Source organism: Micromonospora sp. NPDC047527, from assembly GCF_040643015.1.
In the GTDB taxonomy this organism is placed as follows: Bacteria; Actinomycetota; Actinomycetes; order Mycobacteriales; family Micromonosporaceae; genus Micromonospora.
Genome location: NZ_JBEYTK010000005.1, coordinates 447,215 through 473,489, shown reverse-complemented (window position 1 = coordinate 473,489; position 26,275 = coordinate 447,215). Strand labels below are relative to the sequence as shown.

Genomic DNA, 26,275 nt, shown 5'->3' with positions numbered 1-26,275 from the left:
ACGGTCGCACTGTGTCAGCATCGCAAGCAACGGCGTCGGACTTCCGGGGGGAACCGAGTGACGCTACGCGGACGGTTGACAGCGGCCTTCCTCGTGGTGGTGCTCGGGCCAGTCCTGCTCGGGGCCTTCTTCGTCGCCTCCACCGTCGCGGCCGTCGACCACAGGCGGTCCACCGAGCGCCTCGCGGTCGCCGTGTCCACCGTGCGTACCTCGATCGACGCCCTCTGCCAGCAGTTGCGTGCCACGGCCGACGCGGTCGCCCTCACCGGTGACCCGGCCGTCGCCGCCCGCCAGCTGATCGGCCGAGGGCTGGCCGCCGCCGTTCTGATCACCGACGTGACCGGCCGGGTCACGTACGCCTCGCCCGGCGCGCCGTCGACCCCCTGGCGGGACTGCTCCACGCCGACCGCAGCCTCGCCCGGCCCGGTCCGCGCGCTGGCCGTCCGGGTCGACCTGCACGACCGGACCGGCGCGATGCTGGGCACGGTCTCCGCCGCGCAGCTGGTCGACCCGGCGTTCGTGGCCCGGCTGGCGGCGGTGACCGGGGTGGCGGTCACCCTGCTCGACGGGGGCGTGAGCGCCGGCCGCTTCACCCACACCACCGAGTCCCGCGAGGTACGCGACGCGGTGCTGGCCGCCGCCAACGGCACCGACGGCGAACGGGTCACCGAGACCTCCGACGGCCGGTACGTGCGGCGCATCGGGCCGTCCAGCGGGCAGCCACTGCCGCTGGTGCTCTCGGTGCCCAGCGAGCGGCCACCGGGTCTGCCCGCCACGCTGGCCGGCGTGGTCGTGCTGGCCGGGCTGCTCGCCGTGCTGGCCGCCTGGCGACTCGCCCGGGTGACCACCCGGCCGCTGGTGGAGCTGGCCAGCGCCGTGGACCGGGTGACGCAGGGCGATCTGACCGCCCGGGTGCCGGTGCGCAGCCGCGACGAGCTGGGCCGCCTGGCCGCCGCGTTCAACCGGATGACCCGGGAGACCGGGTCGTACGTCGCGGCGCTCACCAGCAGCCGCGACCAGTTACGCGGGCACCTGACGGTGCTCGGCGACACCTTGGCCAGCACCCATGACCTGCAACGCATTCTGCGGGTGATCCTGCACAGCGCCATCGCGGCCACCGGGGCGCGGGCTGGCGCGGTGCTGCTGGTGGAGGCTGGCGGGGTGCTCGTCGCACAGTGCAGCGAAGGGCTCGACGGGCGCTTGCCGGAGGGGGATCCGGGCGGCCCGGAGACCCTGCGGGTGCCGGTGGGCGTCGGTGTGGTCGGCGCGGTGGCGGCCACCGGCGTGCCGCAGCGGGGTCGCGTGGAGGCGACCGAGACCCCGACGGGGGAGCCACTCTGCCGCACCTACGTCGCGGTGCCGTTCGCCACCCCGGGCGGCGGGGCCGCAGCCACCTCGGGCGGCGGGGCCACCCCCGGCGGCGGGGCCACGACCTCGGGGGCCACGACCTCCGGGGCTGCGACAGTCCCGGGTGGGCCGGCGGTGGACGCTGACGAGGCCGGCGAGGCGGCGGCGCTCGGGGTGCTGGCCCTCTACGACCGGCTGGGCGCCGACGAGTTCGACGACGACGACCTCGTCACCCTGCGCACTTTCGCCGGCCACGCGGCCGTGGCGGTGGACAACGTCCGGGTGCACGAGGAGGCGCAGCGGCTCTCCCTCACCGACCCGCTCACCGGGTTGTGGAACTACCGCTACCTGCGCGAGTCGATCCGACGGGAGGTGGAACGGGCCAGCCGGTTCGGTCGGATGCTCAGCGTGCTCGCCCTCGACCTGGACCGCTTCAAGGACGTCAACGACACGTACGGGCACGCGGCGGGGGACACCGTGCTGGCCGAGTTCGCCCAGCGCGTACGCGGCGAGATCCGCGAGGTGGACCTCGCCTTCCGGCAGGGCGGCGAGGAGTTCGTGGTGCTCCTGCCGGAGACCGACGCCCGGGGCGCGGCGATCGTCGCGGAACGGCTGGGCGCGGCGGTACGGGAGACACCTGTCGTCGTCGAGGGGTACGCCGGGCCGATCGTGGTGACCGTGTCGGTGGGCATCGCCGTCTACCCGCACCACGGCAGCACCGGCGCGGAGGTGCTGGAGGCCGCCGACGACGCCCTCTACGCGGCCAAGGCGGCGGGTCGGGACACCTGTCGCATGGCCGAGGTCCGCCCCGACGTGCCGATGTGCGAGATCCCGGTGCAGGCGGGGGCCGTCAGCCCACTCGACGGGCTGCCGCGCGCCGGCCGGCCCGTGCAGGTCCAACGGGAGCCGGGCGGGCCCGCCCGGTCGGAGTCGGCTGTGGGCGTACCCGAGTCGAACCCGCCAGGGCCGGCGGACGCCCGGCCGGAGTCGGTGGACGACCCGGCGACCACCGAGGGGGAAGGCGCGCGGGCTGGCCCGGACGTCGGGCGGCCAGGGCCCGGCGGCGGCGCGTCTTCTGGGCCACACCCGCCGCGGCAGAGCCGTGGCCGATAGTCTCGCGGCATGTCGGAGCACTCAGCGAACCCTTCACCGACGGTCGCCGCAACCGGCCGTCCCCTGGCGGTCAAGGCCGTCATCCCGGCCGCCGGACTGGCCACCCGTTTCCTGCCGGCCACCAAGGCGGTGCCCAAGGAACTGCTGCCGGTAGTGGACCGGCCGGTGCTGCAGTACATCGTCGAGGAGGCCACCCAGGCCGGCATCGGTGACGTGTTGCTGATCACCGGTCGGGGTAAGACGTCGATGGTGGACCACTTCGACCGTCGCCCCGACCTGGAGACCAGGCTGGAGGAGAAGGGCGACGCCGAGCGGCTGGCGGCCGTGCGTCGGCCCAGTGAGCTGGCCGAGATCTACACCGTCCGGCAGCCGGAGCAGCTCGGGCTCGGTCACGCCGTCGGGTACGCCGAGTCCCACGTCGGCGACCAGCCCTTCGCGGTGCTGCTCGGCGACGAGTTCGTCAAGCCGTCCGAGCCGCTGCTGCCGGCCATGCTGGAACTGCAGGCCCGTACCGGCGGGGTGGTGCTCGCCTTCTTCGAGGTCGACCCGGCCGACACCAAGCGGTACGGCATCGCCTCCGTCGAGCCGGCCGAGTCGGAGCTGAGCGACATCGGCGAGGTCGTCAAGGTGACCGGCATGGTGGAGAAGCCGCAGCCGGAGGACGCGCCGAGCAACCTCGCCGTGCTCGGCCGGTACGTGCTGCCGGGGAAGATTTTCGACGCGATCCGGCGGACAAAGCCGGGCAGCGGCGGCGAGATCCAGCTGACCGACGCCATGGAGCTGCTGCGCACCGAGGGCACACCGGTGCACGCGATCGTCTACCGAGGCACCCGATACGACACCGGCATGCCGTTGGGCTACCTGCAGACGGTCGTGCAGATCGCCGCCGAGCGCGAGGATCTCGGCACCGAGTTCCGTTCCTGGCTGGCCGACTTCGTCCGGGCCGACGCGGCAGGCGGATCTGGTACATGACAGCTACGGCCGACGCCGAGGCGGCCGCGAACGAGTTGACGCCGCTCGCCGACTACCTGGGCAGCGTGCTGCGCAGGTTACGAGCGCTGCCGCCACTCGACCTCGACCTCACCCAGGCGCACGGCAACGTCCTCGCCGAGGACGTCGTCGCGCCGCACGCCTTCCCGGCCTTCGACCAGGCGGCCGTGGACGGTTACGCGGCCCGCTGGGAGGACATTTCCGGAGGGGGCCGGGGGCCGAGCTACGTCCCGGCCCCCTCCGGCACGCCCGGCGGTCGGACGATCCGGCTCAACGTCGTCGGCGACCTGGGCGCGGCGAGCTGGCGACCCGTGCGGCTCACCCCGGGCTCGTGCTTCTCGGTGGCCGCCGGTGCGCCGCTGCCGATCGCCGCCGACGTCGTGGTCCCGGTGGAGTGGACCGACCAGGGCATGGCCGCCGTGGAGATCTTCCGCACCCCCAAGCGGGGGTACGGGGTCCGCCGCGCCGGTGAGGAGTTGCCCGCCGGCACCCTGCTCGCCCGAGCCGGCACGTACGTCTCCCCGGCGTTGGTCGCGGTCTTCGCCGCCACCGGCATCGGGCACGTGGTGGTGCGGCCCAGTCCACGGGTGGTCATCGTGGCCACCGGCGACGAACTGGTCGACGTGGGCCGGGGCAGCCAGCCCGGGCAGGTGGTGGACGCCAACTCACACGCGTTGACCGCCGCCGCCGCCGAGGTGGGCGCCCTGGCGTACCGGGTGGGCATCTGCGACGACGACCCGGAAGGGCTGCGCGGGCTGCTGGAGGACCAGACCCTGCGCGCCGACCTGATCATCACCACCGGGGGGACCGGCACCGGGCCCGGCGACATGGTGCGCCGCATCCTGTCCCGGCGTGAGGGCGGCCGGGCCGGCCCGGTCACCTTCACCGACGTGGCGCTCTATCCGGGCACCGCGCTCGGCTTCGGCACCGTCGGCGCCGAGGAGGTGCCGGTGGTCTGCCTGCCCGGCGACCCCGGCGCGGCGCTGATCGGCTTCGAGGTGCTGGCCCGCCCCGCGATCCAACTACTCGCCGGCGCCGAGCCGGTGTTCCGGCCCAGCGTTCGGGCGCACCTGCTGGAGACCGTGTCGTCACCGGGTGGGCTGCGCGAGTTCCGGCCCGCGCACGTCGCCGAGCGGCGCGGCGGCGGGTACACGGTGCAACCGCTCAGCGGCGGCCCGTTCACGCTCTCCGGGCTGGCCGAGGCGAACGGGCTGCTGGTGCTCGGCGAGCGGGTCACCTCCGCGGCCGCCGGCTCCACCGTGGACGTTCTGCTGCTCGACCGCCGTCGGTGACGGCTCTGCGCGGTCCCCGGTTCATCGCGGGTCCACTTGCGCACCACACGGTCCCGCGCGGGAGACTGTGCGGGTGAGTCTCTTCGGACCCGCGCGGGCACCCGGCTGGCCGGCGGTGCTGGCCGACGGCCCGGTGCTGCTGCGGCCCTACCGGCGCTCCGACGCTGCGGCGTGGTCAGAGGTACGGCGGGCCAACAAGGCCTGGCTGGCACCCTGGGAGTCGTCGCTGCCCGGCGGTTGGGACGAGCTGAACTCGCCTGCCGCGTTCCGCTGGGTGCACCGCGACCAGCGACGGTCGGCCCGTGAGGGCGAGGGTATGCCGTTCGCGGTCTGTCTGCGGGAGGCCGACCGGGAGCGCCTGGTCGGGCACCTCAACGTGGGCAGCATCGTCCGGCGCGCCTTCTGCTCCGGGTACGTCGGCTACTGGGTGGACGCCCGGGTCGCCGGGCAGGGCGTGATCCCGACGGCCCTCGCACTCGCCGTGGACCACGCCTTCGGGCCGGGCGGGCTGCACCGGGTGGAGGTCAACATCCGGCCGGAGAACCGACCGTCCCGGCGGGTGGTGGAGAAACTCGGCTTCCGCGAGGAGTCGTACCACGTGCGCTACATGCACATCGACGGTGCCTGGCGAGACCACATCGGATACGCGATGACGAGCGAGGAGATCGCCGCCGAGGGCGGTCTGTTGGCCCGCTGGCATCGGGTACGCGCCAGTGCGCGGTGAGCCGTCCCACGCACGGGATCGGCGCGGCGCGGTGGCATCCCGGTCGGCGCGCCGTAACCTCAAGTAACTGCAAGCTGCGGCAAGCGCCCCCCGTCCGGACGATCTACGCACCCAGGCACGATTGGTGGAAGATCCTGCGGTCCGGTGGCGGTTGCTCCGAATTCGGTGACGGGAGGGGTGAGGGTGCCGACCTCGGTGCTCCTCGCCGTCCTCGCCGCCGCCGGCCTGCTCGCCCTGGCCCCGGCGTTGGTTCGCCGGTACGACGCCACCGAGCGGCTGGTGGCGGAGCGGGCGCAGTCGACGGCGCGGGTGCTCCAGCGCCGCCGACGGCGCCGCACTGTGCCCGGGCGGCGACCCGTCCACCCGCCGCGCTCCCTTGTCGTCACCCTCAGTGAGGATTCGGCTACGGGGAAGCTGACCGCGCCGGTCTCGGCACCCCCGGCGGCGCGCCGCTCCAACCGGCTGCGCGCCGTGCCGCCGGCCCCGAAGCGGTCCCGCCGCCGTCCGCCGCCGCGCCGACAGCACACCCCCGCCGTGTACCGTCGCCGCCGCGTGCTCGCCGCCCTGCTGCTGCTCAACTTCGTCGAGCTGATCGGCGTCCTGTTCGTCAGCCCCGGCTTCTGGATCAGCTTCTCGGTCACCTTCCTGCTGTTGGCCATGTACGTCGTCCACCTGCGGGGTCAGGCCCTGGCCGGTCGTCGCCGACGCCGCGCCCGAGCCCGGGAGGCGGCCTGGTTGGCCGCCCGCCAGGCCGAGGTCCGCCGGGAACAGGCTCGCCGTGCCGCGGCCCGCCGGGAGGCGCAACGCCGCCTTGCCGCCCAACGCGAGGGGGTACGCCGAGCCGCCATGGGTCTCGACCGACCCGGAGACCTGCCGGCGGCCGTCAACGGCGGCTCGGTCTCGTACCGGCGCTCGGGCGGGCTACGTGGCCGCCCCTACGAGGCCGGCAGAGGCGCCTGACCGCTGGTCTTGCCGCGCCCGCTGGTCTTGCGGTGCCCGCTGGTCTTGCGGTGCCCGCTGGTCTTGCCGCGCCCGCTGGTCTTGCGGCGCCCGTCGGTCTTGCCGGGTCCGTCGGTCTTGCGGCGCCCGCCGGGGCTCGGCGGGCTTGGGGCGCTTGCCGGGCTTGATCCACTCCATGTCGCCGATCTGGGGGTGTCCCCGGCGGAGGATGCCGCCACATCGGCGATACGGAGTGGATCAAGGTTTCGCGCAGGCGACGGCGGGTTGGTCGACTCGGGTTCGCGGGAGGTGGGGCGACGATGTGTCTCGGATGTCCTATCTTCGACCAAATCGAATTGATCGTGGCTCCGGTGGCCTGATGCACGATCTTGGTGTTGGTCTGCAGCAACGGGGCGCGGCGGCGCTGGAGCGCGGCGCCGAGGGCGGGTGGGTGTCGTCGTGGCGCTGGCGTCAGCGCGGCACCGGGGGCGGATTCGCGGTGGGGGCCGGCGACCTGTTAGCCTTGCTGCCGGCCCGCCCGGTGTAAGTCGGGTGGGACCGAAGCCGGTTCGCCGGTGGGGGGCTGTGGCGCAGACTGGTAGCGCACCTCGTTCGCATCGAGGGGGTCAGGGGTTCAAATCCCCTCAGCTCCACCCCAGGTCAAAGGCCGTTTCCGCTCGTCGGAGACGGCCTTTTTCGATCTCGCGGACAGGGCAGACGGACAGCACCCGGTAGCGCAGCGCTCGGGTGTGCCGACCCGGAGACGCCAGCGATGAACAGCATTCCGACGCGGAGCCGGCCTCGTAGCAGGCCGGGAGACGCCGATGTCGATCGAGTCGCTCATCGGACTTGCCGCAACCTTGGGGCGTGCCCAGGTGTGCATCTGTCATCAGTTGATGCCCGGAGCGCTCGGGCCGACACGGGGAGCACAGAATGACGCACACCGCTCGACGCAGGATGCTCGCCGGCACCGTAGCCGGACTGCTGGCCACATCCCTCGCCGCCGTCGTGTCCGGGACGGCCACCGCCGCACCCGCGGCCGCCCGCGCCTGCACGATCAGTACGCTGCCGTACCCGGCCGACACCTACCGCGCCGACGCGAACGCCATCGACCCGTCGGGTCGCTTCGTCGTCGGGGCCGCCCTGCGGGTCCGTGACAGCGGCAACCAGGAGCTGCTGCTGATCTGGGACGGGCAGCGGCTCACCGAGATCGAGTCCCCCGGCATGGTCGACGCCGTCGACGTCAACACCCGCGGTGTCGTGGTCGGCAACGGCTGGGCCGAGAGCGGCATCGGCCGTCCGTGGACGTACCGCGACGGCCGGTTCGAGCAGTTGCCGGTGGTGCCGTCGAGTGGCATCTTCGTCTCCGCGATCAACGAGGCCGGCGACATCGTCGGCTACGGCTCGGACATCGTCGCCGGGGAGTACGTCGCGCTGCGCTGGCCGGCCGCCCGGCCCGGCACGGTCGAGGTGCTCGACGCTCCGGTGAACGCGACGCCGAGTGGAATCACGGCGAACGGGACCATCGTCGGTTCTGCCGGGGAATTTGGCAGCTGGACCGGTTGGATCCGCCGGCCGAATGGCCGGATCGGCGCGCTCACCGCCCCGGGTGCTCAGTCGACTGTGGTCGGCGCGGCGGCGGGCCACTGGGCGATCGGCCGGGTCAACCTGGGCGGCACCAGCCCGGTCATGGTGCGGTGGGATCTCCGAAACGGCTCGTACACGACGCTCGACCAGCGGTTGACGCTCGGCGACGACGTCAACGCCAGCGGGGTCGTGGTGGGCGGTGAACGGGTCGCGCGCGGTGCCAGCTCCCGGGTCCTGCCCGGTGGTGGGGACAGGGTGACAATCGGCGCTCGTTCCATCTCCGACACGGGCACCATCGTCGGCTTCCGCAACGCCGACCGGGTAACCCCGGTGCGCTGGACCGGCTGCTGACACCCCGGCATCTCACCCTGCGTGGGGCCGGCCCCGACGGGCCGGCCCCGCGTCACCACGTCAGGGCTTCCAGGTGCCGGCGGCCTTGAACCGGTGCTGGTACTCCAACACGCCGTTGGTGTCGGGCACGTTGAACACGAGGGTGCCAGTGCGGGTGGTGCCGACGGGCAGGTCGGTGCCGGACGGCATCGACTTGCCGCAGCCGGAGAGGACCCCGGCGATCGAGCTGGTCTTGGTGCCGTCGGCGGCGATCCACCAGAAGTACAGCGGGTTGATCGAGCCGGTGCCCTGCACGACCGACACGGTCACGTCGGCGATCACGTACGTGCCCTTGCTGGGCTTGAGGCCGCTCGCCCGGCAGGGTTCGGTGGAGGTGCTGAACCGGTCCACGGTGATCTTCATGACGCCTCGGTCGTCGTCCATCTGCAGGGTGCGTCCGGCGGGCATGTTCTGGGCTGCCTCGCCGAAAGCCGGGTTGGTCGACGACGGGTTGGGCGCCGACCGCCCAGTGCCGCCGGTCGTGCCCGGGGTGGGCAGGGCGTCGGTCACCTCGTTCGCGACACGGTTCGCGCCGACGACCACCGCCACGATGCCGCCCGCGCAGCACAGCAGGGCGAGCACGGCCGCGGTGACCGCGATGATCAGCACGGTCTTGGAGTTCTTCGCGGGCGGCTGCACGGTGGGCGGGTAACCCGGCCCTCCCGGCGTCGGATACGCCCCTCCGGCCGGTGGGTAACCCGCTGCTCCGGGTGGTGGGTAACCCGCTGCTCCGGGCGGTGGGTAACCTGCTGCTCCGGGCGGTGGGTACGCCCCGCCCGGCGGCGGGTAGCCGCCGTCCGCGACCGGCGGCTGCGACCAGGGCTGATCCGGGGCGGCCGGGTACGGCGCATGGGCGTAGGGCGGCTGCGGTTCGTTGGCGTACGGCGGCTGCGGCGCGGTCGGCGGTGTCCACTGACCCGGTACGCCCGACTGCGGTGCTCCGGACACCGGCGGCACCGACACCGGCGGCTGCGGCGGGTTCCCCTGCGCCGACCACGGGTTGGGCTGTGCGGGTGTCTGCGGGACCGTCGGGTCGGCGGCGAACTGCGGCTGCGGTGTCGCGGGGAACGGCTGGGCGGGCGGCTCCGGGTTCGGCTGTTGGGGGTCCTGCGGCCCGCTGGGGGGCTGGGGGTGGGTCAACGTACTCCTTGGCGCCTCGGCACGTGCGGTTCAGGGAACCCGGCGACGCTACCGTGCGTTGTCGATCGCCCGATCGTCGCGCTGGATCCGTCCCGCAGTGGCGACGGAACGGCCAGTGTGGACGCCGAGCAGACCCGGCGGGTCAGTGGAGCGTGAGGACGGCGGCGGTCCGGACCAGCCCGTCGGCGACCACGAACCGGCCGGTGATCGTGGCCGGCGGATCGACGACGCCGGCCGCGTCCACCCGGGCCGGTGCGATCCGGGCGGTGAACGTGCCGGCGTCCGGGTCGATGTCGAGGTGGGCGTCGTGGAAGTCCAACCAACTGCCGACGATCGGGTACCACACCTTGTAGACGGTCTCCTTGGCGCTGAAGTACACGACCGGCCAGGAGATGTCGGCGGGCAGCCGAGCGCAGTTCTCCTCCTCCTCGGGCAGCAGCACGAGTCGGCGTACCCCCGCATTGATTTCGCGGTGCCGCTCGGCGTCCATGCCGACGGACCGGAGGTCGGTGGCGTGCGCGGCGGCGGCGGCGCAGTAGCCGCTGGTGTGGGTGATGGTGCCGACGACGCCGGCCGGCCAGACCGGCGCCCGATCGGCGGCGGCCGGCACGGCCGTCGCCGGCAGGCCGAGGCCGGCCATTGCCCGGCGGGCGCACACCCGGCCGGCCGTGAAGTCCCGGCGACGGGTCTGCACCGCCCGCTCACCGAGGCACGCCTGCTCGGCGGCGAGCAGTTCCCCGGCCCAGTCGTCCGGCCCGGCGACGGCCACGGCGACCGTTGTCGGCAGCAGGTCACGCATCGGTGTCGCCTACCTATCGGTAGAAACGGGCATGGATCGCCGACATCCGGCCGACGGTCAACTTTCTGACTCCCACGAGGGGAGAACGTACCGCAAAGATGTACCACTGGAGGGACGCGTCGTTCCATCCCTGATGGCTCCGGGGGGACCACCATCAACGCTGGCCGGACATAGGCGGCCACCAGTCCCGTGGACAGCTGGAGAGGACCTGCGATGACCGATGGTGCGGAACGGCCGGGGGGACGGGCTGACGACCACGCCCCGAAGACCCCGGGCTGGACGTGCGGCTCCTGCGGTGAGGAGTGGCCGTGCGCGACGAAGCGCAGCCGTCTGCTCGCGGAATATGGAGGTGACCGGGCGATGCTCAGTGTCTATCTGGGCTCGTGTCTCGCCGCCGCCACGGAGGACCTGCGCGCCGCCCCGGTCATGTCCCTGCAGGATCGTTTCATCGGCTGGTTGCCGCGCCGCCGCTGACCGTCGGTGATCCGGCGGCCCTGCCCTGGGGCGGGGCCGCCGGCTCACCGGGTGGGGTTCAGGCGCGCCGGGGCCGCCGGGTCAGGGCGAAGCCGAACACGCCCGCCACCGCGGCGAGCACGCCGCCCACGCCGGTCCAGATCCAGCGCGAGCCGAGATCCGGCAGCCAGCCCGTCAGCGAGTCACCGTCGTCGTCGGCCTCCGGGTCCACCGGGGGTACGGCGGTGAGCACGGTGCCCGCCTGGGTGTTCGGCACCAGCGGCGTGGCCAGCTCACCGTCGTCGGCCGACGAGCCCCGATCGGCGATGACGCCGACCAGCAGGTCCACGTCGATGGGCGCGCCGAGGTCCGGCTCCGGCAGGTCGACCACGGATAGCCGGATGACGTACGCGCCGGGGAGTGGGTCGGCCGACCACGGCTCCGCCCAGGGCCGCACCTCGCGCAGCGTGCAGCCCAGCGCCACGCTCGTCGCCTTCCCGTCCACCGTCGGGGTCTGCGCCCCGGCGGTGCAGGCCTGCCGCCGACGCAGCCCGTCGAAGACGTCGACGGTCCAGGTGGAGGCGCCGCCGCGTGCCTTCGGGAAGGTGACGGTGGCAGTGATCTCGTGCACCTGACCGGCCGTCGCCGGGAACGACCAGTACAGGTGGTCGCCGACCGAGGCGTCCACCCGTACCGGCTGCCCGGCGGTGATCGGGGTGGCGGTGAGGAACGAGGTGCCGGCCCGGGTCACCGGCGTGGCGCCCGGCGACGGCGTGGGGGCGGCGGCGGCCGTCGCGGGCAGCAGCACGGCCCCGCCGGCGGCGAGCAGCGCGGCCAGCGGCCGGAACAGTGCGGTACGCATCAGTTCTCCCTCCAGGTGGCGACCCACCAGCGGGTGAGCAGGCCGGCGAGCAGACCGGTGAGCAGGCCGGCGACCGTGAGCAGGGCTAGCAGCACCCAGCCCCGGCCAAGGTCGGGCCCGTCCGGGGCGGGCGCGGCGGTGACCACGTCGATGGTCAGTTCCACCGGCATGCCGGGGGTCGCGGCCGTTCCCGGGCGGGGGGCGAACGAGTTGCTCACCACCAGGCAGACGGTGGTGGGCTCGATGACAGGCGCCGGGGTCTGATCGGTCTCGGCCGCGTCCTCGTCGTCGGCGGTGGCCGACCAGCGCAGCCCGGCGGAGAGCACGTCGGCGCGTCCGCTGCCGGCGTCCGTTCCGCGGACGAGTTCCCGGCCGTCGGCGGCGGTGGCCCGCAGCAGCACCCCGTAGTCCCGGTTCACCGGCCGGTCCAGCGCCATGCTCACCGAGGCGCGCAGCTCCTGCCCGGGGCGTACCGGCACCCGGTAGTAGCGGTGCTCGGAGAACGCCTCCCGGTCCGCGTAGACCCCGGGGGCGAGCAGTGGGGCCGAGTCGCACGCGTTCGTGCCGCCGACGACGGTCGGTGCCCGGGTGTGGGTGTCGGCGGCCCGCTCGATGAGCTGCTTGATCCGGCCGGTCAGCTCCTCGGCGCTCTGCGCGGCGGTGTAGGTGCCGCCGGTCGCGCTGGCGATGCAGAGCAACTGCCGGCGGACCTTCTCGTCGGGCGCCAGGCCGAGGGTGTCGACGACCAGGCTGGTGCCCTGCGCCGCCAGTTCCCGGGCCACCTCGCAGGGGTCCGGCGGGGCGCAGGTGTCCTCCCCGTCGGTGATCAGCACGATCCGTCGGGTGGTGGAGCCGGTGCCCAGATCCTGCGCGGCGGAGCGCAGCGCGAGCCCGACCGGGGTGAACCCGGTCGGCCGGAGTGTCGCCACCGCCTCCTTGGCCTGGGCGCGGTCCACCGGCCCGACCGGCACGATCTGTTGGGTGTCCTGGCAGCCGACCTTCTTGTCCTTGCCCCGGTAGGTCGCGCCGAGCACCCGGATGCCGAGCTGTGTCTCCTCCGGCAGCGCGTCCACCACCTCGTTGAACGCCTGCTGGGCGACGGAGATCCGGCTGCGTCCGTCGATGTCGGCGGCGCGCATCGAGCCGCTGACGTCGAGTACGAGTTCGACCCGGGGTGGCTCGGCCACCGGCTCCTCGTCGGCCGCCGCCGGGACCGGCCCGGTCAGCGCGGTGGTCGCCAGCAGTCCGATGAGGACGGCCGCCGATCGTCTGAAGTTGATCACGGCCGCAGTGTAGTGAGATCCACTTTGGATGATCATCCGGGTGGCTGGCTCCGGCGATCGTCCAGGCGGCCCCGGCGATACGCCCCGGACCAGACCGGGGGCAGCCCGGCCGAGGTCGTGGTCTCGCCCCGCAGGGCGGGTCGGTCAGGCGGACGCGTCGAGCAGGGCGACCAGCCGTTTTGGCGCGACCTCCCGGTACGCGTCCCGGCACAACTCGTCGATCTCGGTCCAGTCGACCGCGCCGTCGAGCCGTACGCCGAGCCAGCCCCGGCCGCCCACATAGGGCGGACGGAAGAAGCGGGCCGGGTCGGCGGCGATCAGCTCCGCCTGGGCGCCCGGCGGGGCCGCGCACCAGAGGTGGGCGAAGTCGTTCTGGTGATGCCCGTCGGCGTGCAGGGTGACGAAGACGGTCTTGTCCCGGATGAACCAGGTCGGTGACCCGTGGCTGAGTCGCTCGGTCGCCTCGGGTAGGGCAAGGCAGATCTCGCGGACCCGGCTCAACAACTCCACGGCACCCCGTCTCCCGTCACCATCGCCAGACCCGGCACGGCGAGCCGGGTCGGGGCCCGCAGCGGCGCGCGGCATCGAAGTGGCCCGACGAGGCGCTGGGTCCACGGCGGGGTCACCCTGGGTCAACTATCGAAGGAAAGGACCGGACGCGGTTGGAATCGTCGGAAATCTGACCCAAGTTGACCCGTTGTGCCGGTGGTGTGGGGTGGTTAAGCTCTCCATGCGCGCCCCAATCGCCCGCTTCCCCCGTGGCAGGCGATCGGGGCGCGCGTCTTTGTCGAACGGGCCCGCACGCTTCAAGCGTGCGGGCCCGTCTCCGTCGCGCTGTGCGGCGCGTCGCCTGCCGGTGCTTATATCCACCGGCCGTCGAGCCACATCCGTGCCAGCCAGTCCGAGTACGGGATCACCTTGCCCACGAAGATCGGATAGAAGTACGCGAAGCACAGCCCCACCAGCAGCACGTAAGCCCCGGCCGCGACGCTGCCCACCAGCCTGCGTTCGTAGCCCGGGTCGCCGGGCGTCAGCGCTGCCATCTCGCCCACGTCGCCCCCGGCCGGGGCGATCAGCGCACCCAGCACGTAGACCACGGCCAACACCAGGAACGGCAGCACCGGCGCGGCGTAGAACGAGAACATCGTCCGGCCGTCGAGGGCGAGCACGAACCAGGGCAGGATCCCCGCCGCCACACTCAGCAGGATCGCGCCGGCCCGCCAGTCGCGCCGTGCCACGCCCAGCCACACCAGCGCCACCAGGGCGGGCAGGAACGACCACCACAGCAGCGGGGTGCCCAGCAGCAGGATCTCCGAGGCGCAGGACGGTGCGCCGCAGACACCGTCGCCCGAGTAGTGGAACGCCACCGGGCGACCGAGCAGCAGCCACTGCCACGGCCAGGACTGGTATTTGTGTGCGTCGTCGAGTTGGGCGTGGAAGCCGTACGCCGCACGGTGGTATTCGAAGAGGTTGATCAGCGGGCCGATCACCGGGGCGTCACTGAGCGAACCGGTCGGGTACGCCGTCGACGATGCGGACCGGTAGTAGCCGTCGTCGGTGAGCAGCCACCCCGACCAGCTGGCGAGGTAGGTGAGCACCATCAGCACGCCGGCCAGCACCAGCCAGGGCAGCTCGTCGAGCGCGGTGTCCCGCCACGGCCTGCGGACGCCCGCGGACCGGCGGACCCCGACCTCCCAGAGGATCACCAACAGCGCGAAGACGGGCACGAAGTAGACCGCGCTCCACTTCACCGCGCAGGCGCAGCCGATCAGCACTCCGGCGGCGAGCCGCCACCAGGGCCACGTGCGCCAGCCGGTCGGCGGGCGACCCGCGCGGCCTGGCTGGCTGGGGTCGAGCCCGTCGTCCAGTGCGCGTGCCCAGCGCCGGCGGCGGGCGTCCCGGTCGAGCACCAGTGCGCCGAAGGCCGCCAGCACGAAGAACAGGAGGAAGATGTCGAGCAGCGCCGTGCGGGACAGCACCAGGTGGAAGCCGTCCAGGGCGAGCAGCAGACCGGCCGCGCAACCCAGGACCGTCGAGCGGAACATCCGCCGGCCGATCCGGACCAGCAGGAGCACTGACAGGGTGCCGATGACGGCCGCCGAGAACCGCCAGCCGAACTCCGGCGAGGTGGTGATCAGGTGCCCGGGAACGGAGACCTTCGAATCGGCGTCCTGATAGCCGAAGGCCCACTCGCCGAGGCCGATCAACCACTTGCCCAGTGGTGGGTGCACCACGTACGAGGGGACGTTGTCCTTGTAGTTCCACTCGACGCCGCGGCTGATCAGCCCGTAGCCGTCCTTGGCGTAGTACGTCTCGTCGAAGATCTTGCCCTTGATGCGGGACAGGTCGACGAAGCGCAGGATCGCCGCGATGGCCACCACCACGGCGGTGGCGAGCCACGAGAACCGGTCCGCCCGTGCGTCGACGGTGGCGAACCGGCGGCGGATCACGGCGGCCGCGCCACCGCCGTCGGCGCGGGGTGCCGCCGGGTCCGGTGTGGGGCTGGGCTCGCCCGTCACCTCGACCGTGGTTGCCGGGTCGGCGCTCGGGCTCTGCGCTGTCGACGCACTCGTCACCCGGCGATCGTAGGCTGCCAAGGTGTCCGGTGGCGCCCGTCGTCCCTGATACCGGTATCGATTGTCGATGAAGGAGACGATGTCGTGGGTGAAATGTCCGAAGCTGGGCGCCTGATCCTGCTCGGTGCTCCGCTCGGCAACCCCGCCGACGCGTCGGCCCGGTTCCGGGACGTGCTGGTCAGCGCCGACGTGGTCGCCGCCGAGGACACGCGTCGCCTCACCCGGCTGGCCCGCGACCTCGACATCACCATCGGGGGCCGGATCGTCTCCTACTTCGAGGGCAACGAGGAGCGGCGAACCCCCGAACTGGTGGAGGTCATCCTCGGCGGGTACACGGTGGCGCTGGTCACCGACGGCGGCATGCCGAGCGTCTCCGACCCGGGCTACCGGCTGGTCCGGGCCACGCTCGACGTCGGGGCGCCGGTCACCGTCGCCCCCGGGCCAAGCGCGGTGACCACCGCCCTCGCCGTCTCCGGGCTGCCCTGCGACAGGTTCTGCTTCGAGGGATTCCTGCCCCGGACGCCCGGCGCCCGCCGGTCCCGACTGCGGGCGCTCGCCGCCGAGGAGCGCACCCTGGTCTTCTTCGAGGCGCCACACCGGATCGGCGCGTCGCTCGCCGACCTGGCCGACACGTTCGGCGCGGACCGGCCGGCCGCGCTCTGCCGTGAGCTCACCAAGACCTACGAGGAGGTGCTCCGCCGCCCTCTCGGCGAACTCGCCCGATGGGCCGCCGAGGGCGACCCGCGTGGCGAGATCACCCTGGTGGTCGCCGGTGCGCCGGTGACCGCCCCGGAACGTCCCGACGACGACACCCTGCGCGCGGCGGTCGCCGAGCGCGAGGCCGCCGGCCGGTCCCGCCGCGACGCCATCACCGACGTCGCCACCGAGTACGCCCTGCGTCGCCGCGACGTCTACACGATCGTGCACAGCTGACCGGGGCTCCCGACCCGGGCCGGGTTCACCACGCGGCGACGAGGAATCCGAGAGTGATCAGCGCAGGGCCGGCCAGCGCGGCGGTCACCGCCCAGCGGCGGTGCCGCCGACCGGGCAACCGGGTCGCGCCGGTCCACCGGGCGATGCCGGCGGCGCAGCCGGCCACCACCAGCAGGCCGGGCAGCCAGCGCAGGTGCCGACCCGCGCCGGTGTCGGCGTACGCGGTGCCGCTGCCCGGGCCGGTCATCCGCGCCGGCAGCGCCGTCCCGGGAGCGTCGCGTCCGATGGGCACACCGCTGACGCGTACCCCGTGGGCCAGGAACCGTCCGTCGTCCGCCGTGAAGATGCCCCGGCACCGCTGGGACAGCCCGCTGCCGGTGCACTCGTCGATCACCACGGTGCCGACCCGGGCGTGCCCGACTGCCAGCCAGAACGGCCCGGCGCTGACCCAGGCGAAGAAGGCCGCGACCAGGCTCAGCAGCACCAGCGCGGCCAGCCCGGGCAGCGGGTCCGGCAGCGCCGTCGTCCGGGTCGGCGCGCGGCGGGCGGGCCGCCGGTCCCGCTGGGGCTCGGTGTCCTGCCGCACCGGGGTGCCGTCCCAGTGCACCTGCTCGATCGGCGCCCAGAAGGCGCTGCCCTCGTCCTCTGGTGCGTCGGCGTCGAGCCGGCGGGCGCCCTGGTGCCAGCGGTTCTGCTGGCGGACCGGCACCCGGCGCGGCACCGCGTCCACCGGTGCCCCGGTGGTCGGCTCCACCTCGACCGTCGCCCCGGCCGGGTCAGCCGTCGCCACCGTGTCGGCCGTCGCCGTCTCGGCCGTCGCCACCGTGTCGGCCGACGGGCCGCTCCTGTCGGTGTCGGGCACCAACCGGGGCTGGGGCGCCACCCCGGCGCTCCGGGACGCGCCGGGCGCCGGGGCGGGCTCGTCGCCGACCACCGGCCCGGTGGGAGGGTCGTCGTGATCCCGGGCCGCTCGTCTGCCAGTCACGACGTTCATTGCACACCGGTCACGGAGGCAGAACGGGCAGCTTGACAGCGTGTCGGCGACAAATCGGACCATTGGCTGGGGTGGTCGGCCCGGTCCGCCGGGCCGGCACCCCCTATTGGTTCGCGGGCTCCCCGGACGGGTCACTAGGCTTGCTGCTCATGAGTCACGTTCTCGCGGCAGTGGCCTGGCCGTACGCCAACGGCCCCCGCCACATCGGCCACGTCTCCGGTTTCGGCGTTCCCTCCGACGTCTTCGCCCGGTATATGCGGATGGCCGGCCACGACGTGCTCATGGTCTCGGGCACCGACGAGCACGGCACCCCCATCCAGGTGCAGGCCGACGCCGACGGGGTCACCCCGCGCGAGCTGGCCGACCGGTACAACAGGGTGATCGTCGAGGACCTGCACGGCCTCGGGCTCTCCTACGACCTGTTCACCCGCACCACCACCCGCAACCACTACGCCGTGGTGCAGGAGTTGTTCGAGGGGATGTACCGCAACGGCTACATCGTGCCCAAGACCACGATGGGTGCGATCTCGCCGTCCACCGGGCGCACCTTGCCCGACCGGTACATCGAGGGCACCTGCCCGATCTGCGGGTACGACAGCGCGCGGGGCGACCAGTGCGACAACTGCGGCAACCAGCTCGACCCGATCGACCTGATCGACCCGAAGTCGCGGATCAACGGGGAGACTCCGAAGTTCGTCGAGACCGAGCACTTCTTCCTGGACCTGCCCGCCCTGGCCGACGTGCTGCGGCAGTGGCTGGACAACCGGGAGGGGTGGCGGCCCAACGTGCTGCGGTTCTCCCGCAACCTGCTCGACGACCTCCAGCCCCGGGCGATCACCCGGGACCTGGAATGGGGCGTACCGATCCCGCTGGACGGCTGGCGGGACCGGCCCGACAAGCGGATCTACGTCTGGTTCGACGCGGTGATCGGCTACCTGTCCGCCTCGATCGAGTGGGCGCGCCGCTCCGGCGACCCGGAGGCGTGGCGCAGGTGGTGGTCGACCGACGGCGAGGGCAAGGACGCCCGGTCGTACTACTTCATGGGCAAGGACAACATCGTCTTCCACTCGGTGATCTGGCCGGCGCTGCTCTCCGGTTACTCGGGCGAGGGCTCCCGCGACGGTGAGCCGGGCGAGCTGGGTCGGCTCAACCTGCCGACCGAGGTGGTCTCCAGCGAGTACCTGACCATGGAGGGGCGCAAGTTCTCCTCGTCCCGCAAGGTGGTCATCTACGTCCGGGACTTCCTGGAGCGCTACGACGCCGACGCGCTGCGGTACTTCATCGCCGCCGCCGGCCCGGAGAGCAACGACACGGACTTCACCTGGGCCGAGTTCCTCCGCCGCAACAACGACGAACTGGTCGCCGGCTGGGGCAACCTGGTCAACCGGTCCATCTCGATGGCGGCGAAGAACTTCGGCGCGATCCCGCCCGTCGACCCGGCGGGCCTCACCGAGGCCGACGAGGCGCTGCTCGCGGTGGCCCGGACGGGCTTCACCACGGTCGGCGACCTGATCGGCCGGCACCGGCAGAAGCAGGCCATCGGTGAGGCGATGAAGGTGGTCGCCGAGGCCAACAAGTACCTCTCCGACCAGGCGCCGTGGAAGCTCAAGGCTGAGGCCGACAAGCCCCGCCAGGGCACCATCCTGCACGTCGCCCTCCAGGTGGTCAGCGACGCCAACACGCTGCTCACCCCGTTCCTGCCGCACTCCGCGCAGCAGGTGCACGAGCTGCTCGGCGGCACCGGTGTGCACGCGCCGATGCCGGTCATCGAGCAGGTCGACGACCTGGACGGCGGGCCGGCGTACCCGGTGCTGACCGGGGACTACACGGTCGGTGCGCGCTGGGAGTCGGTGCCGCTGGAGGCCGGCCGGCCCCTGGCCGCGCCGACGCCGGTGTTCCGCAAGCTCGACCCGTTGATCGTCGACGAGGAGCTGGCCCGCCTGGCCGGCTGAGCGGCTGAGCGCTCGACGCGCGGCGGTGAGCGTCCTACCGCCGCGCGTCGTCACATCGCGTACCGGGTGTCCATCACCTGGTCGTCGGTCACCTCGGTGGCCGGCGCCCACGTCTCGTAGACGCCACGGTCGTGGCACTGCGCGCCGGTGGTGACCACCGAATCCGGATCCGGGTAGCGCAGCCGCAACCGCAGCCAGCCGGCCTCCTCCCGCAGCACGAGGCACGGCACGCCGCGCCACTGCGCGAACCGTAGTCGGCGGGCCACCAACTCCACCGGGTACCGGGCCGCCCGGGTCATCGCCAGCACCCGGAAGCCGCCGGGCAGGTCGGCCACCGCCTCGTACTCGGTGTCGCCGTACATGCCGACCAGTTGGGTGGAGCGCGGCGCGTCCCCGGTCGGCACGTACTCCTGGTCCGGGGACAGATCCGGCACCGCCGCCAGCAGGTGCCGCCACTGCGGGCCCGCCATCCGCAGCCACCCGCGCTGCTCGGCCTGGTAGGTGTAGAGCACCACCTCCACCCCGTCGGCGGGGTACGCGAGCAGGGTGGCGTTCGCCGGCATCGGCAGATCGGCGAAGTCCCGGGTGATGAACTCCGGGATGAACTGGCCGTTGCTCGGCACGAAGCCGGTGCCCAGCACCGGTGGACCCAGCCGGTCCCGGGATGCGAGGGCGGTCAGCCCTCGGTGGGCCCCGCCCGCCGGTACGTCGTAGTCACCCGGGTCGGCGGCCCGCCACCGCAGCGCGTACGCGACGTCGAGGCCGTCCCGGCTGGTGTCCCCGTCGGTGCGCAGCACCGTCGTCGCCGCCGGAGTGCGCAGGTGCGCCACATCGTGCTCCCGGTAACAGAAGCCGTGCGGCAGCCAGCCCCGCACGTAGCCGGAGAGTTGCCGGGCGGAGAGCATCTTCACCATCCGGGTGCCCCGCCGCACGACCGCCGACGCGCGTACGGCGACGAGAGTCGGATCGCCCGCCGCGGCCGGCTGCTGGCTGAGTTGGTGCAGGTGGGCCCAGCCCTGCTCCCGGTGCGCCGGCATCATCAGCGGAGTCTCCGGCTCCTCGGCCGCCTCGGTGGCCCCGTGCACCGCGGTCACCTCGGTGACGTGCACGAACCGACGCCACGGCAGGGCGCCGCCGGACCGGGGCGCCCACTCGAAGCCGGCCACCTCGCTGGCGCTGAACAGCTCGTACGCGGCACCCCGGGCGATCTCCTCGGCCGCGTACGTCCCGCCACCGAACGCCACGCGCAGTCCGGTCCGTTCGTCGGCGGCGCCGCCGGCCTGGGGGGTGACGCTCATGCCGCCACCTCCCTCTGCTCGGTGAGATGCGGGCCGACACGGCCCGGTGGCGCACTCAGTCCGCTCATTGCCAGCACTCCGCCTCGCTCCGTGCCGTCGCCTCGCGTCACGCTGCTGTGCCTGCCGTTCGCTCGCCACGCTCGCTTGGTGGCACGCTAGAGTCGCGCGGCGTAGTCGAGGTGAACGCCGGGTGGCGGGCGGATGGACAGCCCCGGTGTGTGATGCTGTCGCTGATGAGCGAGCCGACTGAAACCCGCCGCGAACGTGCCGCCCGGCGGGCCGGAGAGTTCCCGCCCGCCCCCGAGCCACTGCCCCGGCCGGTGCTGGACAGCCACACCCACCTGGACCTCACCGTCAGCGAGGCCGGCGTGCCCGGTGGCGGGTCGGCCGACGACCCGATCGCCGCGGCGGTCGGGGTGGCCGCCACGGTCGGCGTGGACCGGCTGGTCCAGGTGGGCGTGGACGTGGCCTCCTCGCGCTGGGGCGCGGACATCGCCGACAGTCATCCCGCCGTGCTGGCCACCGTGGCGCTGCACCCCAACGAGGCGCCCCGACTGGCCGACCTCGACGAGGCGCTGCGGGAGATCGAGTCGTTGGCCGCCCGCGACCGGGTCCGGGGGATCGGCGAGACCGGGATGGACTTCTTCCGGACCGGCGACGAGGGGCGCGCCGCGCAGGAGGAGAGCTTCCGCGCGCACATCGCCATCGCCAAGCGGTACGACCGGGCGCTGGTCATCCACGACCGGGAGGCGCACGCCGACGTGCTGCGGATCCTCGACGCCGAGGGCGCCCCGGACACGGTGGTGTTGCACTGCTTCTCCGGTGACGCCGACTTCGCCCGCGAGTGCGTCCGCCGCGGCTTCCTGCTCAGCTTCGCCGGCACGGTCACCTTCGGCAGCGCCGGCGCGCTGCGGGAGGCCGCCGCGCTGACCCCGGTGGACCAGATCCTGGTGGAGACCGACGCCCCGTACCTCACCCCGATGCCGCACCGTGGCCGGCCGAACGCCTCGTACCTGATCCCGCTCACCGTCCGCTCGCTCGCCGCGACCACCGGCACCGACCTGGACGAGCTGTGCGCCGCCATCTCGGCCACCGGCGACCGGGTCTTCGGCCCGTGGTGAGCCCGGCCCGCCGGTCGGCCCCGACGCCGCCGCTACGCTGCCAGCCATGACCGGTCTTCTCGGCCCGGCGGAGATCCGGGAACTCGCCGCCCGGCTGGGCGTCGCGCCCACCAAGAAGCTGGGCCAGAACTTCGTGCACGACCCGAACACCGTGCGCCGGATCGTCACCGCCGCCGGCCTGACCCCCGACGACGTGGCCCTGGAGGTCGGTCCCGGGCTCGGCTCGCTCACCCTGGGGCTGCTGCCCGTCGCCGGGCACGTGCACGCCGTCGAGATCGACCCGGTGCTCGCCGGGGCGCTGCCGGAGACCGCCGCGCGGCACGCCGGGCCGGACGCCGACCGGCTCACCGTGCACCGCGCCGACGCGCTGCGCGTTCGCGCCGCCGAACTGGCCGACCCGCCGCCGACCGCGCTGGTGGCGAACCTGCCCTACAACGTGGCCGTGCCGGTGGTGCTGAACCTGCTCGCCGAGCTGCCCACCCTGCGGCACGGCCTGGTCATGGTGCAGAAAGAGGTCGCCGACCGGTTGGTCGCCGGTCCCGGCTCGAAGGTGTACGGCATCCCGTCGGTCAAGCTCGCCTGGTACGCGAAGGCCCGCAGCGCCGGTCGGGTGCCGCCGAACGTGTTCTGGCCGGTGCCGAACGTCGACTCCGGCCTGGTGGCCTTCACCTGCCACGAACCGCCTCGCGACGACGTACCCCGGGAACGGGTCTTCGCCGTGGTGGACGCGGCGTTCGCGCAGCGTCGCAAGACCCTGCGCGCCGCGCTGGCCGGCTGGGCCGGCGGCGCGGACCGGGCCGCCGCCGCGCTCATCGCGGCCGGCGTCGACCCCGGTGCCCGGGGGGAGTCGCTGACCGTCGAGCAGTTCGCCGCCATCGCCGCGTCGGCCCCGGTCGGTACGCCGGCCGCGAAGTAGGCTGACGCCGTGCCCGCCAAGGAGTTGACCTTGATCAAGCCGTTCGACACTCGCCTGCTCGTGCGGGACGTCACCCCGTGACCGAGGCCTGGCGACCGGACGACGAGGACGAGCGGCGCGGGGCCATCGGGCCGGTGAGGGTCCGGGTGCCCGCGAAGATCAACCTGCACCTCGGGGTGGGTCCGCTGCGCCGCGACGGCTACCACGAGTTGAACACCGTCTACCACGCCATCTCGATCTACGACGAGCTGACGGCCCGCCGGGGCGACACCCTTGCCCTGACCATGGAGGGCGAGGGCACCGGCGAGCTGGCGTTGGACGACACCAACCTGGTGATCCGCGCCGCGCACGCCCTCGCCGGGTACGCGGGGGTGCTGCCGCACGCCCGACTGCACCTGCGCAAGCAGATCCCGCTCGCCGGTGGGCTGGCCGGCGGCAGTGCCGACGCGGCCGCCGCGCTGGTGGCCTGCGACGCCCTCTGGGGCACCGGGCTGTCCCGCGACGAGCTTGCCGGGATCGCCGCCGACCTCGGCTCCGACGTGCCGTTCCTGATCTACGGCGGCACCGCGCTGGGCACCGGCCGGGGCGAGGCGGTCAGCCCCGTGCTGGTCCGGCCGACGTCCTGGCACTGGGTCGTGGCGATCGCCGACGTCGGCCTGTCCACGCCTGCCGCGTACCGCGAGTTGGACCGGCTTCGCGATTCCGGCGCCGCCGGCACCCCGCTGGGCAGTACCGATGCCCTGCTGGGCGCGCTGCGTCAGCGTGACCCCCGGGTCCTCGCCCGTACGCTCGGCAACGACCTTCAGGACGCGGCCCTGGCGATGCGCCCGGCGCTGGCGGACACGCTCAAGGCCGGTGAGGCGGCCGGCGCGCTCGCCGGCATCGTCTCCGGCTCCGGCCCGACCTGCGTCTTCCTCGCCCCCGACGCGGCCAACGCGGAGCGGATCGCCGCCGAGCTGGCCACGGCGGGCGTGTGCCGACAGGCGCGGGTCGCGCACGGCCCGGTCGCCGGGGCCCGCGTCGGCTGACGTCGCGTCCGCCGGTGGGCGCGCGGCGCGGTAGGCCGGGGCGTCCGCGTACCCTTGTGGCAGGCGTCCAGGTGCCCGCCGGCACCCGGACGCCTTGATCATGAAGGGTGGAACGTGGCCAACATCGTCAATCTGGACCGGGTGTCCAAGGGGTATGGCGCCGCCGGGCGGCTGCTCACGGACGTCTCGCTCGGCCTGGACGACGCCGACCGGATCGGCGTGGTCGGCCTCAACGGTGCCGGCAAGTCCACCCTGCTGCGACTGCTCACCAAGCAGGAGGACCCTGACGACGGCCGGGTGACCCACCGCCGCGACCTGCGCGTGCTCTGGCTGCCGCAGCAGCTCGCGCTCGCCCCCGACGCCACCGTCCGGGACGTCGTGCTCGGCACCGCCTGGCTCGGCGAGGGCATGGGCGCCGAGCACGAGTGGGCCGGTGACGCAGGGGTGCGCGCCATCCTCGACGGCCTCGGCATGCCACACCTCGGCCTCGACCAGCCGGTCGGCCCGATGTCCGGTGGCGAACGGCGCCGGGTGGCGCTCGCCGCGCTGCTCGTCCGCGACTCCGACCTGTTGATCCTCGACGAGCCCACCAACCACCTCGACGTCGCCGGTGTCGACTGGCTGGCCCGGCACCTGGTCGGTCGCAAGGGCTCCCTGGTGGTGGTCACCCACGACCGGTGGTTCCTGGACGCGGTCTGCACCACCACCTGGGAGGTCGCCGACCAGGCCGTCCGCGCGTACGAGGGTGGGTTCGCCGCCTGGATCCTCGCCCGAGCCGAGCGTGAGCGCGTCGCCGCCGCCACCGAGGCCCGCCGGCAGAACCTGCTCCGCAAGGAGATCGCCTGGCTGCGCCGTGGCCCGCCGGCCCGCACCTCGAAGCCCCAGTTCCGCATCGACGCCGCCAACGCGTTGATCGCCGACGTGCCGCCGGCCCGCGACACCATGTCGTTGCAGCGGATGGCCACCTCCCGGCTCGGCAAGCAGGTGTACGACCTGGAGAACGTCGAGCTGCACGCCGGGCCGAAAGAGATCCTGCGGGACGCCACGTGGCTGGTCGGCCCCGGTGACCGGATCGCCATTCTCGGTGCCAACGGCGCCGGCAAGACCACGCTGCTGCGGATGCTCGCCGGGATCACCCGCCCCGACGGTGGCCGCTTCAACACGGGCTCCACGGTCCGGCCGGCGTTCCTGTCCCAGGAGCTCGCCGAGCTGCCCGGGCACCTGCGGGTCCTCGAAGCCGTCGAGGAGGTCGCCCGCCGCGTCCAGCTCGGCGACCGGGAGGTCTCCGCCGCCCAGCTCGCCGAGGTCTTCGGTTTCGACGACCGCCGCCTCTGGACACCGGTCAGCGACCTCTCCGGCGGTGAGCGCCGCCGGTTGCAGATGCTGCGGCTGCTCGCGGGTGAGCCCAACGTGCTGCTCTTCGACGAGCCCACCAACGACCTGGACACCGACACCCTGGCCGCGCTGGAGGATCTGCTCGACTCGTGGCCGGGCACGATCATCGTGGCCAGCCACGACCGCTACCTCATCGAACGGGTCACCGACACGGCGTACGGGATGTTCGGCGACGGTCGGCTCGTGCACCTGCCAGGCGGCGTCGACGAGTACCTTGCCCGGACCGCCGAACGGGCCGGTGCACCCCGGACCGCTGCCAGCCCGACCACCGTGTCCGCCGGCCCTTCTGCTGGCGGCATGTCCGCGGCCGACGTCCGCCAGGCCCGCAAGGAGCTGACCCGGCTGGAACGGCAGCTCGGCAAGCTCGACCAGCGCGAGGTCACCCTGCTGGACCAGCTCGCCGCCGATGCCACCGACTACGCCAAGGTCGCCGACCTGGACACCCAGCTCAAGGACCTGCGCGCCGAACGGGAGCGGATCGAGGAGACCTGGATGACCCTCGCCGAGGACCTGCCCGAGAGCTGACCGGGGTGGAACGCGTCGCCCCGGGGGACGTGTGCGGCGTCACACCACCACATGCGGGACAATCGTCGGCGACACCTCACCCACGGCGTTGGAGACTCAGACATGGCCCACACCCCCGTCAACCACCCCGCGCGGCCGATCTACCGGGCGATCGGCGGGCTGACCGGTCTGTACCTGGTGGTCTTCGGTGTGCTCGGCATCATCACGACCGCCGGCGACGAGATCTTCGCTAAGGACGACACCCAGGTCCTCGGTCAGGGCACCAACTTCGGGTTCTCGCTGTTCAGCGTGCTTATCGGGATCATCGTGCTGGTCGGCACCGCGCTCGGCCGCAACATCGACGTGGCGATCAACCAGTGGCTGGCGTACGCCCTCATGGCGATCGGCCTGGCCAGCCTCGCGTTCATCCGGACCGACGCCAACATCTTCAATGTCAACGTGTTCACCGTGGTCGTCATGCTGACGGCCTCCCTGGTGCTGCTCATGGCCGGCATGTACGGCAAGGTCGGCTCGGAGGAGGAGGCGGAGGCGTTCCAGAAGGCTCGCCTCGTGCTCTGAGGTCGTTTCTTGGTCGCTGTTGTGGTTTTCGCCGGAGCCCGAGCTGCTCCGGGCGGTCAG

General features: G+C 73.2%; 22 protein-coding genes and 1 tRNA gene. 15 read left to right on the top strand and 8 right to left on the bottom strand.

Annotated features, from left to right (window positions below):
• The first annotated feature begins 57 nt into the window (after window positions 1–57).
• The 7 genes from ABZ808_RS21860 (at window position 58) to ABZ808_RS21830 (ending at window position 8,343) form a co-directional block, all read left to right on the top strand.
• Window positions 58–2,460, top strand: a complete 2,403-nt coding sequence (locus ABZ808_RS21860; protein WP_357009378.1) for a diguanylate cyclase — start codon at window positions 58–60, stop codon at window positions 2,458–2,460.
• 9 nt (window positions 2,461–2,469) lie between these two features.
• On the top strand, window positions 2,470–3,432 hold the full coding sequence (locus ABZ808_RS21855) for a UTP--glucose-1-phosphate uridylyltransferase (RefSeq protein WP_357009376.1): 963 nt from the start codon (window positions 2,470–2,472) through the stop codon (window positions 3,430–3,432).
• A complete protein-coding gene (gene glp / locus ABZ808_RS21850; RefSeq protein ID WP_357009374.1) occupies window positions 3,429–4,742 on the top strand; it encodes a gephyrin-like molybdotransferase Glp in 1,314 nt (437 codons plus the stop codon). The genes ABZ808_RS21855 and glp overlap by 4 nt, the downstream gene beginning before the upstream one ends.
• 73 nt (window positions 4,743–4,815) lie before the next feature.
• Entirely contained in the window at window positions 4,816–5,466 is a 651-nt protein-coding gene (locus ABZ808_RS21845; protein ID WP_357009372.1) for a GNAT family protein, read from the top strand.
• 177 nt (window positions 5,467–5,643) lie between these two features.
• Window positions 5,644–6,426, top strand: a complete 783-nt coding sequence (locus ABZ808_RS21840) for a hypothetical protein (protein WP_357009369.1) — start codon at window positions 5,644–5,646, stop codon at window positions 6,424–6,426.
• Window positions 6,427–6,984: 558 nt separating this feature from the next.
• Window positions 6,985–7,058, top strand: a tRNA-Ala gene (locus ABZ808_RS21835).
• Window positions 7,059–7,338: 280 nt separating this feature from the next.
• Complete coding sequence (locus ABZ808_RS21830; RefSeq protein WP_357009366.1) at window positions 7,339–8,343, top strand: hypothetical protein; 1,005 nt, start codon at window positions 7,339–7,341, stop codon at window positions 8,341–8,343.
• A gap of 60 nt (window positions 8,344–8,403) precedes the next feature.
• Here the strand turns inward: ABZ808_RS21830 and ABZ808_RS21825 are convergent, their stop codons facing one another.
• Together ABZ808_RS21825 and ABZ808_RS21820 are read right to left on the bottom strand one after the other, a co-directional pair.
• A complete protein-coding gene (locus ABZ808_RS21825; RefSeq protein WP_357009363.1) occupies window positions 8,404–9,522 on the bottom strand; it encodes a hypothetical protein in 1,119 nt (372 codons plus the stop codon).
• Window positions 9,523–9,664: 142 nt separating this feature from the next.
• On the bottom strand, window positions 9,665–10,321 hold the full coding sequence (locus ABZ808_RS21820; protein WP_357009360.1) for a 4'-phosphopantetheinyl transferase superfamily protein: 657 nt from the start codon (window positions 10,319–10,321) through the stop codon (window positions 9,665–9,667).
• Between the two features lie 213 nt (window positions 10,322–10,534).
• On the opposite strand from ABZ808_RS21820, the gene ABZ808_RS21815 reads away from it, so the two are divergent.
• The gene (locus ABZ808_RS21815; protein ID WP_357009357.1) at window positions 10,535–10,795 is read left to right on the top strand and encodes a hypothetical protein; all 261 of its coding nucleotides are present in this window, start codon (window positions 10,535–10,537) and stop codon (window positions 10,793–10,795) included.
• A gap of 58 nt (window positions 10,796–10,853) precedes the next feature.
• Here ABZ808_RS21815 and ABZ808_RS21810 read toward each other — a convergent pair whose 3' ends face one another.
• From ABZ808_RS21810 to ABZ808_RS21795, 4 genes are all read right to left on the bottom strand, one after another.
• Window positions 10,854–11,636 (bottom strand): peptidase, encoded by a 783-nt coding sequence (locus tag ABZ808_RS21810; protein WP_357009354.1) that lies wholly within the window; start codon window positions 11,634–11,636, stop codon window positions 10,854–10,856.
• On the bottom strand, window positions 11,636–12,919 hold the full coding sequence (locus ABZ808_RS21805; protein WP_357009351.1) for a VWA domain-containing protein: 1,284 nt from the start codon (window positions 12,917–12,919) through the stop codon (window positions 11,636–11,638). The genes ABZ808_RS21810 and ABZ808_RS21805 overlap by 1 nt, the downstream gene beginning before the upstream one ends.
• A 144-nt stretch (window positions 12,920–13,063) precedes the next feature.
• Entirely contained in the window at window positions 13,064–13,429 is a 366-nt protein-coding gene (locus ABZ808_RS21800; protein ID WP_357009348.1) for an MmcQ/YjbR family DNA-binding protein, read from the bottom strand.
• A 350-nt stretch (window positions 13,430–13,779) separates the two neighbouring features.
• Window positions 13,780–15,495, bottom strand: a complete 1,716-nt coding sequence (locus ABZ808_RS21795; RefSeq protein WP_357009345.1) for a phospholipid carrier-dependent glycosyltransferase — start codon at window positions 15,493–15,495, stop codon at window positions 13,780–13,782.
• Between the two features lie 84 nt (window positions 15,496–15,579).
• Here ABZ808_RS21795 and rsmI point away from each other — a divergent pair, with 84 nt between their 5' ends.
• Window positions 15,580–16,428 (top strand): 16S rRNA (cytidine(1402)-2'-O)-methyltransferase, encoded by an 849-nt coding sequence (gene rsmI / locus ABZ808_RS21790; RefSeq protein ID WP_357009342.1) that lies wholly within the window; start codon window positions 15,580–15,582, stop codon window positions 16,426–16,428.
• Between the two features lie 25 nt (window positions 16,429–16,453).
• On the opposite strand, the gene ABZ808_RS21785 is transcribed toward rsmI, so the two are convergent.
• Window positions 16,454–17,422 carry a hypothetical protein gene (locus ABZ808_RS21785; RefSeq protein WP_357009339.1) on the bottom strand — a complete coding sequence of 323 codons (969 nt, stop codon included), beginning with the start codon at window positions 17,420–17,422 and terminating at the stop codon, window positions 16,454–16,456.
• 149 nt (window positions 17,423–17,571) lie between these two features.
• Between ABZ808_RS21785 and metG the strand changes: the two genes are divergently transcribed.
• On the top strand, window positions 17,572–19,374 hold the full coding sequence (gene metG, locus ABZ808_RS21780; protein ID WP_357009336.1) for a methionine--tRNA ligase: 1,803 nt from the start codon (window positions 17,572–17,574) through the stop codon (window positions 19,372–19,374).
• Window positions 19,375–19,424: 50 nt separating this feature from the next.
• On the opposite strand, the gene ABZ808_RS21775 is transcribed toward metG, so the two are convergent.
• A complete protein-coding gene (locus ABZ808_RS21775) occupies window positions 19,425–20,672 on the bottom strand; it encodes a hypothetical protein (protein ID WP_357009333.1) in 1,248 nt (415 codons plus the stop codon).
• A gap of 221 nt (window positions 20,673–20,893) precedes the next feature.
• Here ABZ808_RS21775 and ABZ808_RS21770 point away from each other — a divergent pair, with 221 nt between their 5' ends.
• The 5 genes from ABZ808_RS21770 to ABZ808_RS21750 all read left to right on the top strand — a co-directional run bounded on the left by ABZ808_RS21770 (window position 20,894) and on the right by ABZ808_RS21750 (window position 26,215).
• On the top strand, window positions 20,894–21,793 hold the full coding sequence (locus ABZ808_RS21770; RefSeq protein ID WP_357009329.1) for a TatD family hydrolase: 900 nt from the start codon (window positions 20,894–20,896) through the stop codon (window positions 21,791–21,793).
• Between the two features lie 46 nt (window positions 21,794–21,839).
• Window positions 21,840–22,709, top strand: coding sequence for a 16S rRNA (adenine(1518)-N(6)/adenine(1519)-N(6))-dimethyltransferase RsmA (gene rsmA, locus ABZ808_RS21765; protein ID WP_357009326.1), 870 nt, complete (start codon window positions 21,840–21,842; stop codon window positions 22,707–22,709).
• Between the two features lie 77 nt (window positions 22,710–22,786).
• Window positions 22,787–23,737 (top strand): 4-(cytidine 5'-diphospho)-2-C-methyl-D-erythritol kinase, encoded by a 951-nt coding sequence (locus ABZ808_RS21760; protein WP_357009323.1) that lies wholly within the window; start codon window positions 22,787–22,789, stop codon window positions 23,735–23,737.
• A gap of 114 nt (window positions 23,738–23,851) precedes the next feature.
• On the top strand, window positions 23,852–25,657 hold the full coding sequence (locus tag ABZ808_RS21755; RefSeq protein WP_357009322.1) for an ABC-F family ATP-binding cassette domain-containing protein: 1,806 nt from the start codon (window positions 23,852–23,854) through the stop codon (window positions 25,655–25,657).
• A gap of 102 nt (window positions 25,658–25,759) precedes the next feature.
• Window positions 25,760–26,215 carry a DUF4383 domain-containing protein gene (locus ABZ808_RS21750; RefSeq protein ID WP_357009319.1) on the top strand — a complete coding sequence of 152 codons (456 nt, stop codon included), beginning with the start codon at window positions 25,760–25,762 and terminating at the stop codon, window positions 26,213–26,215.
• Window positions 26,216–26,275: the final 60 nt, after the last annotated feature.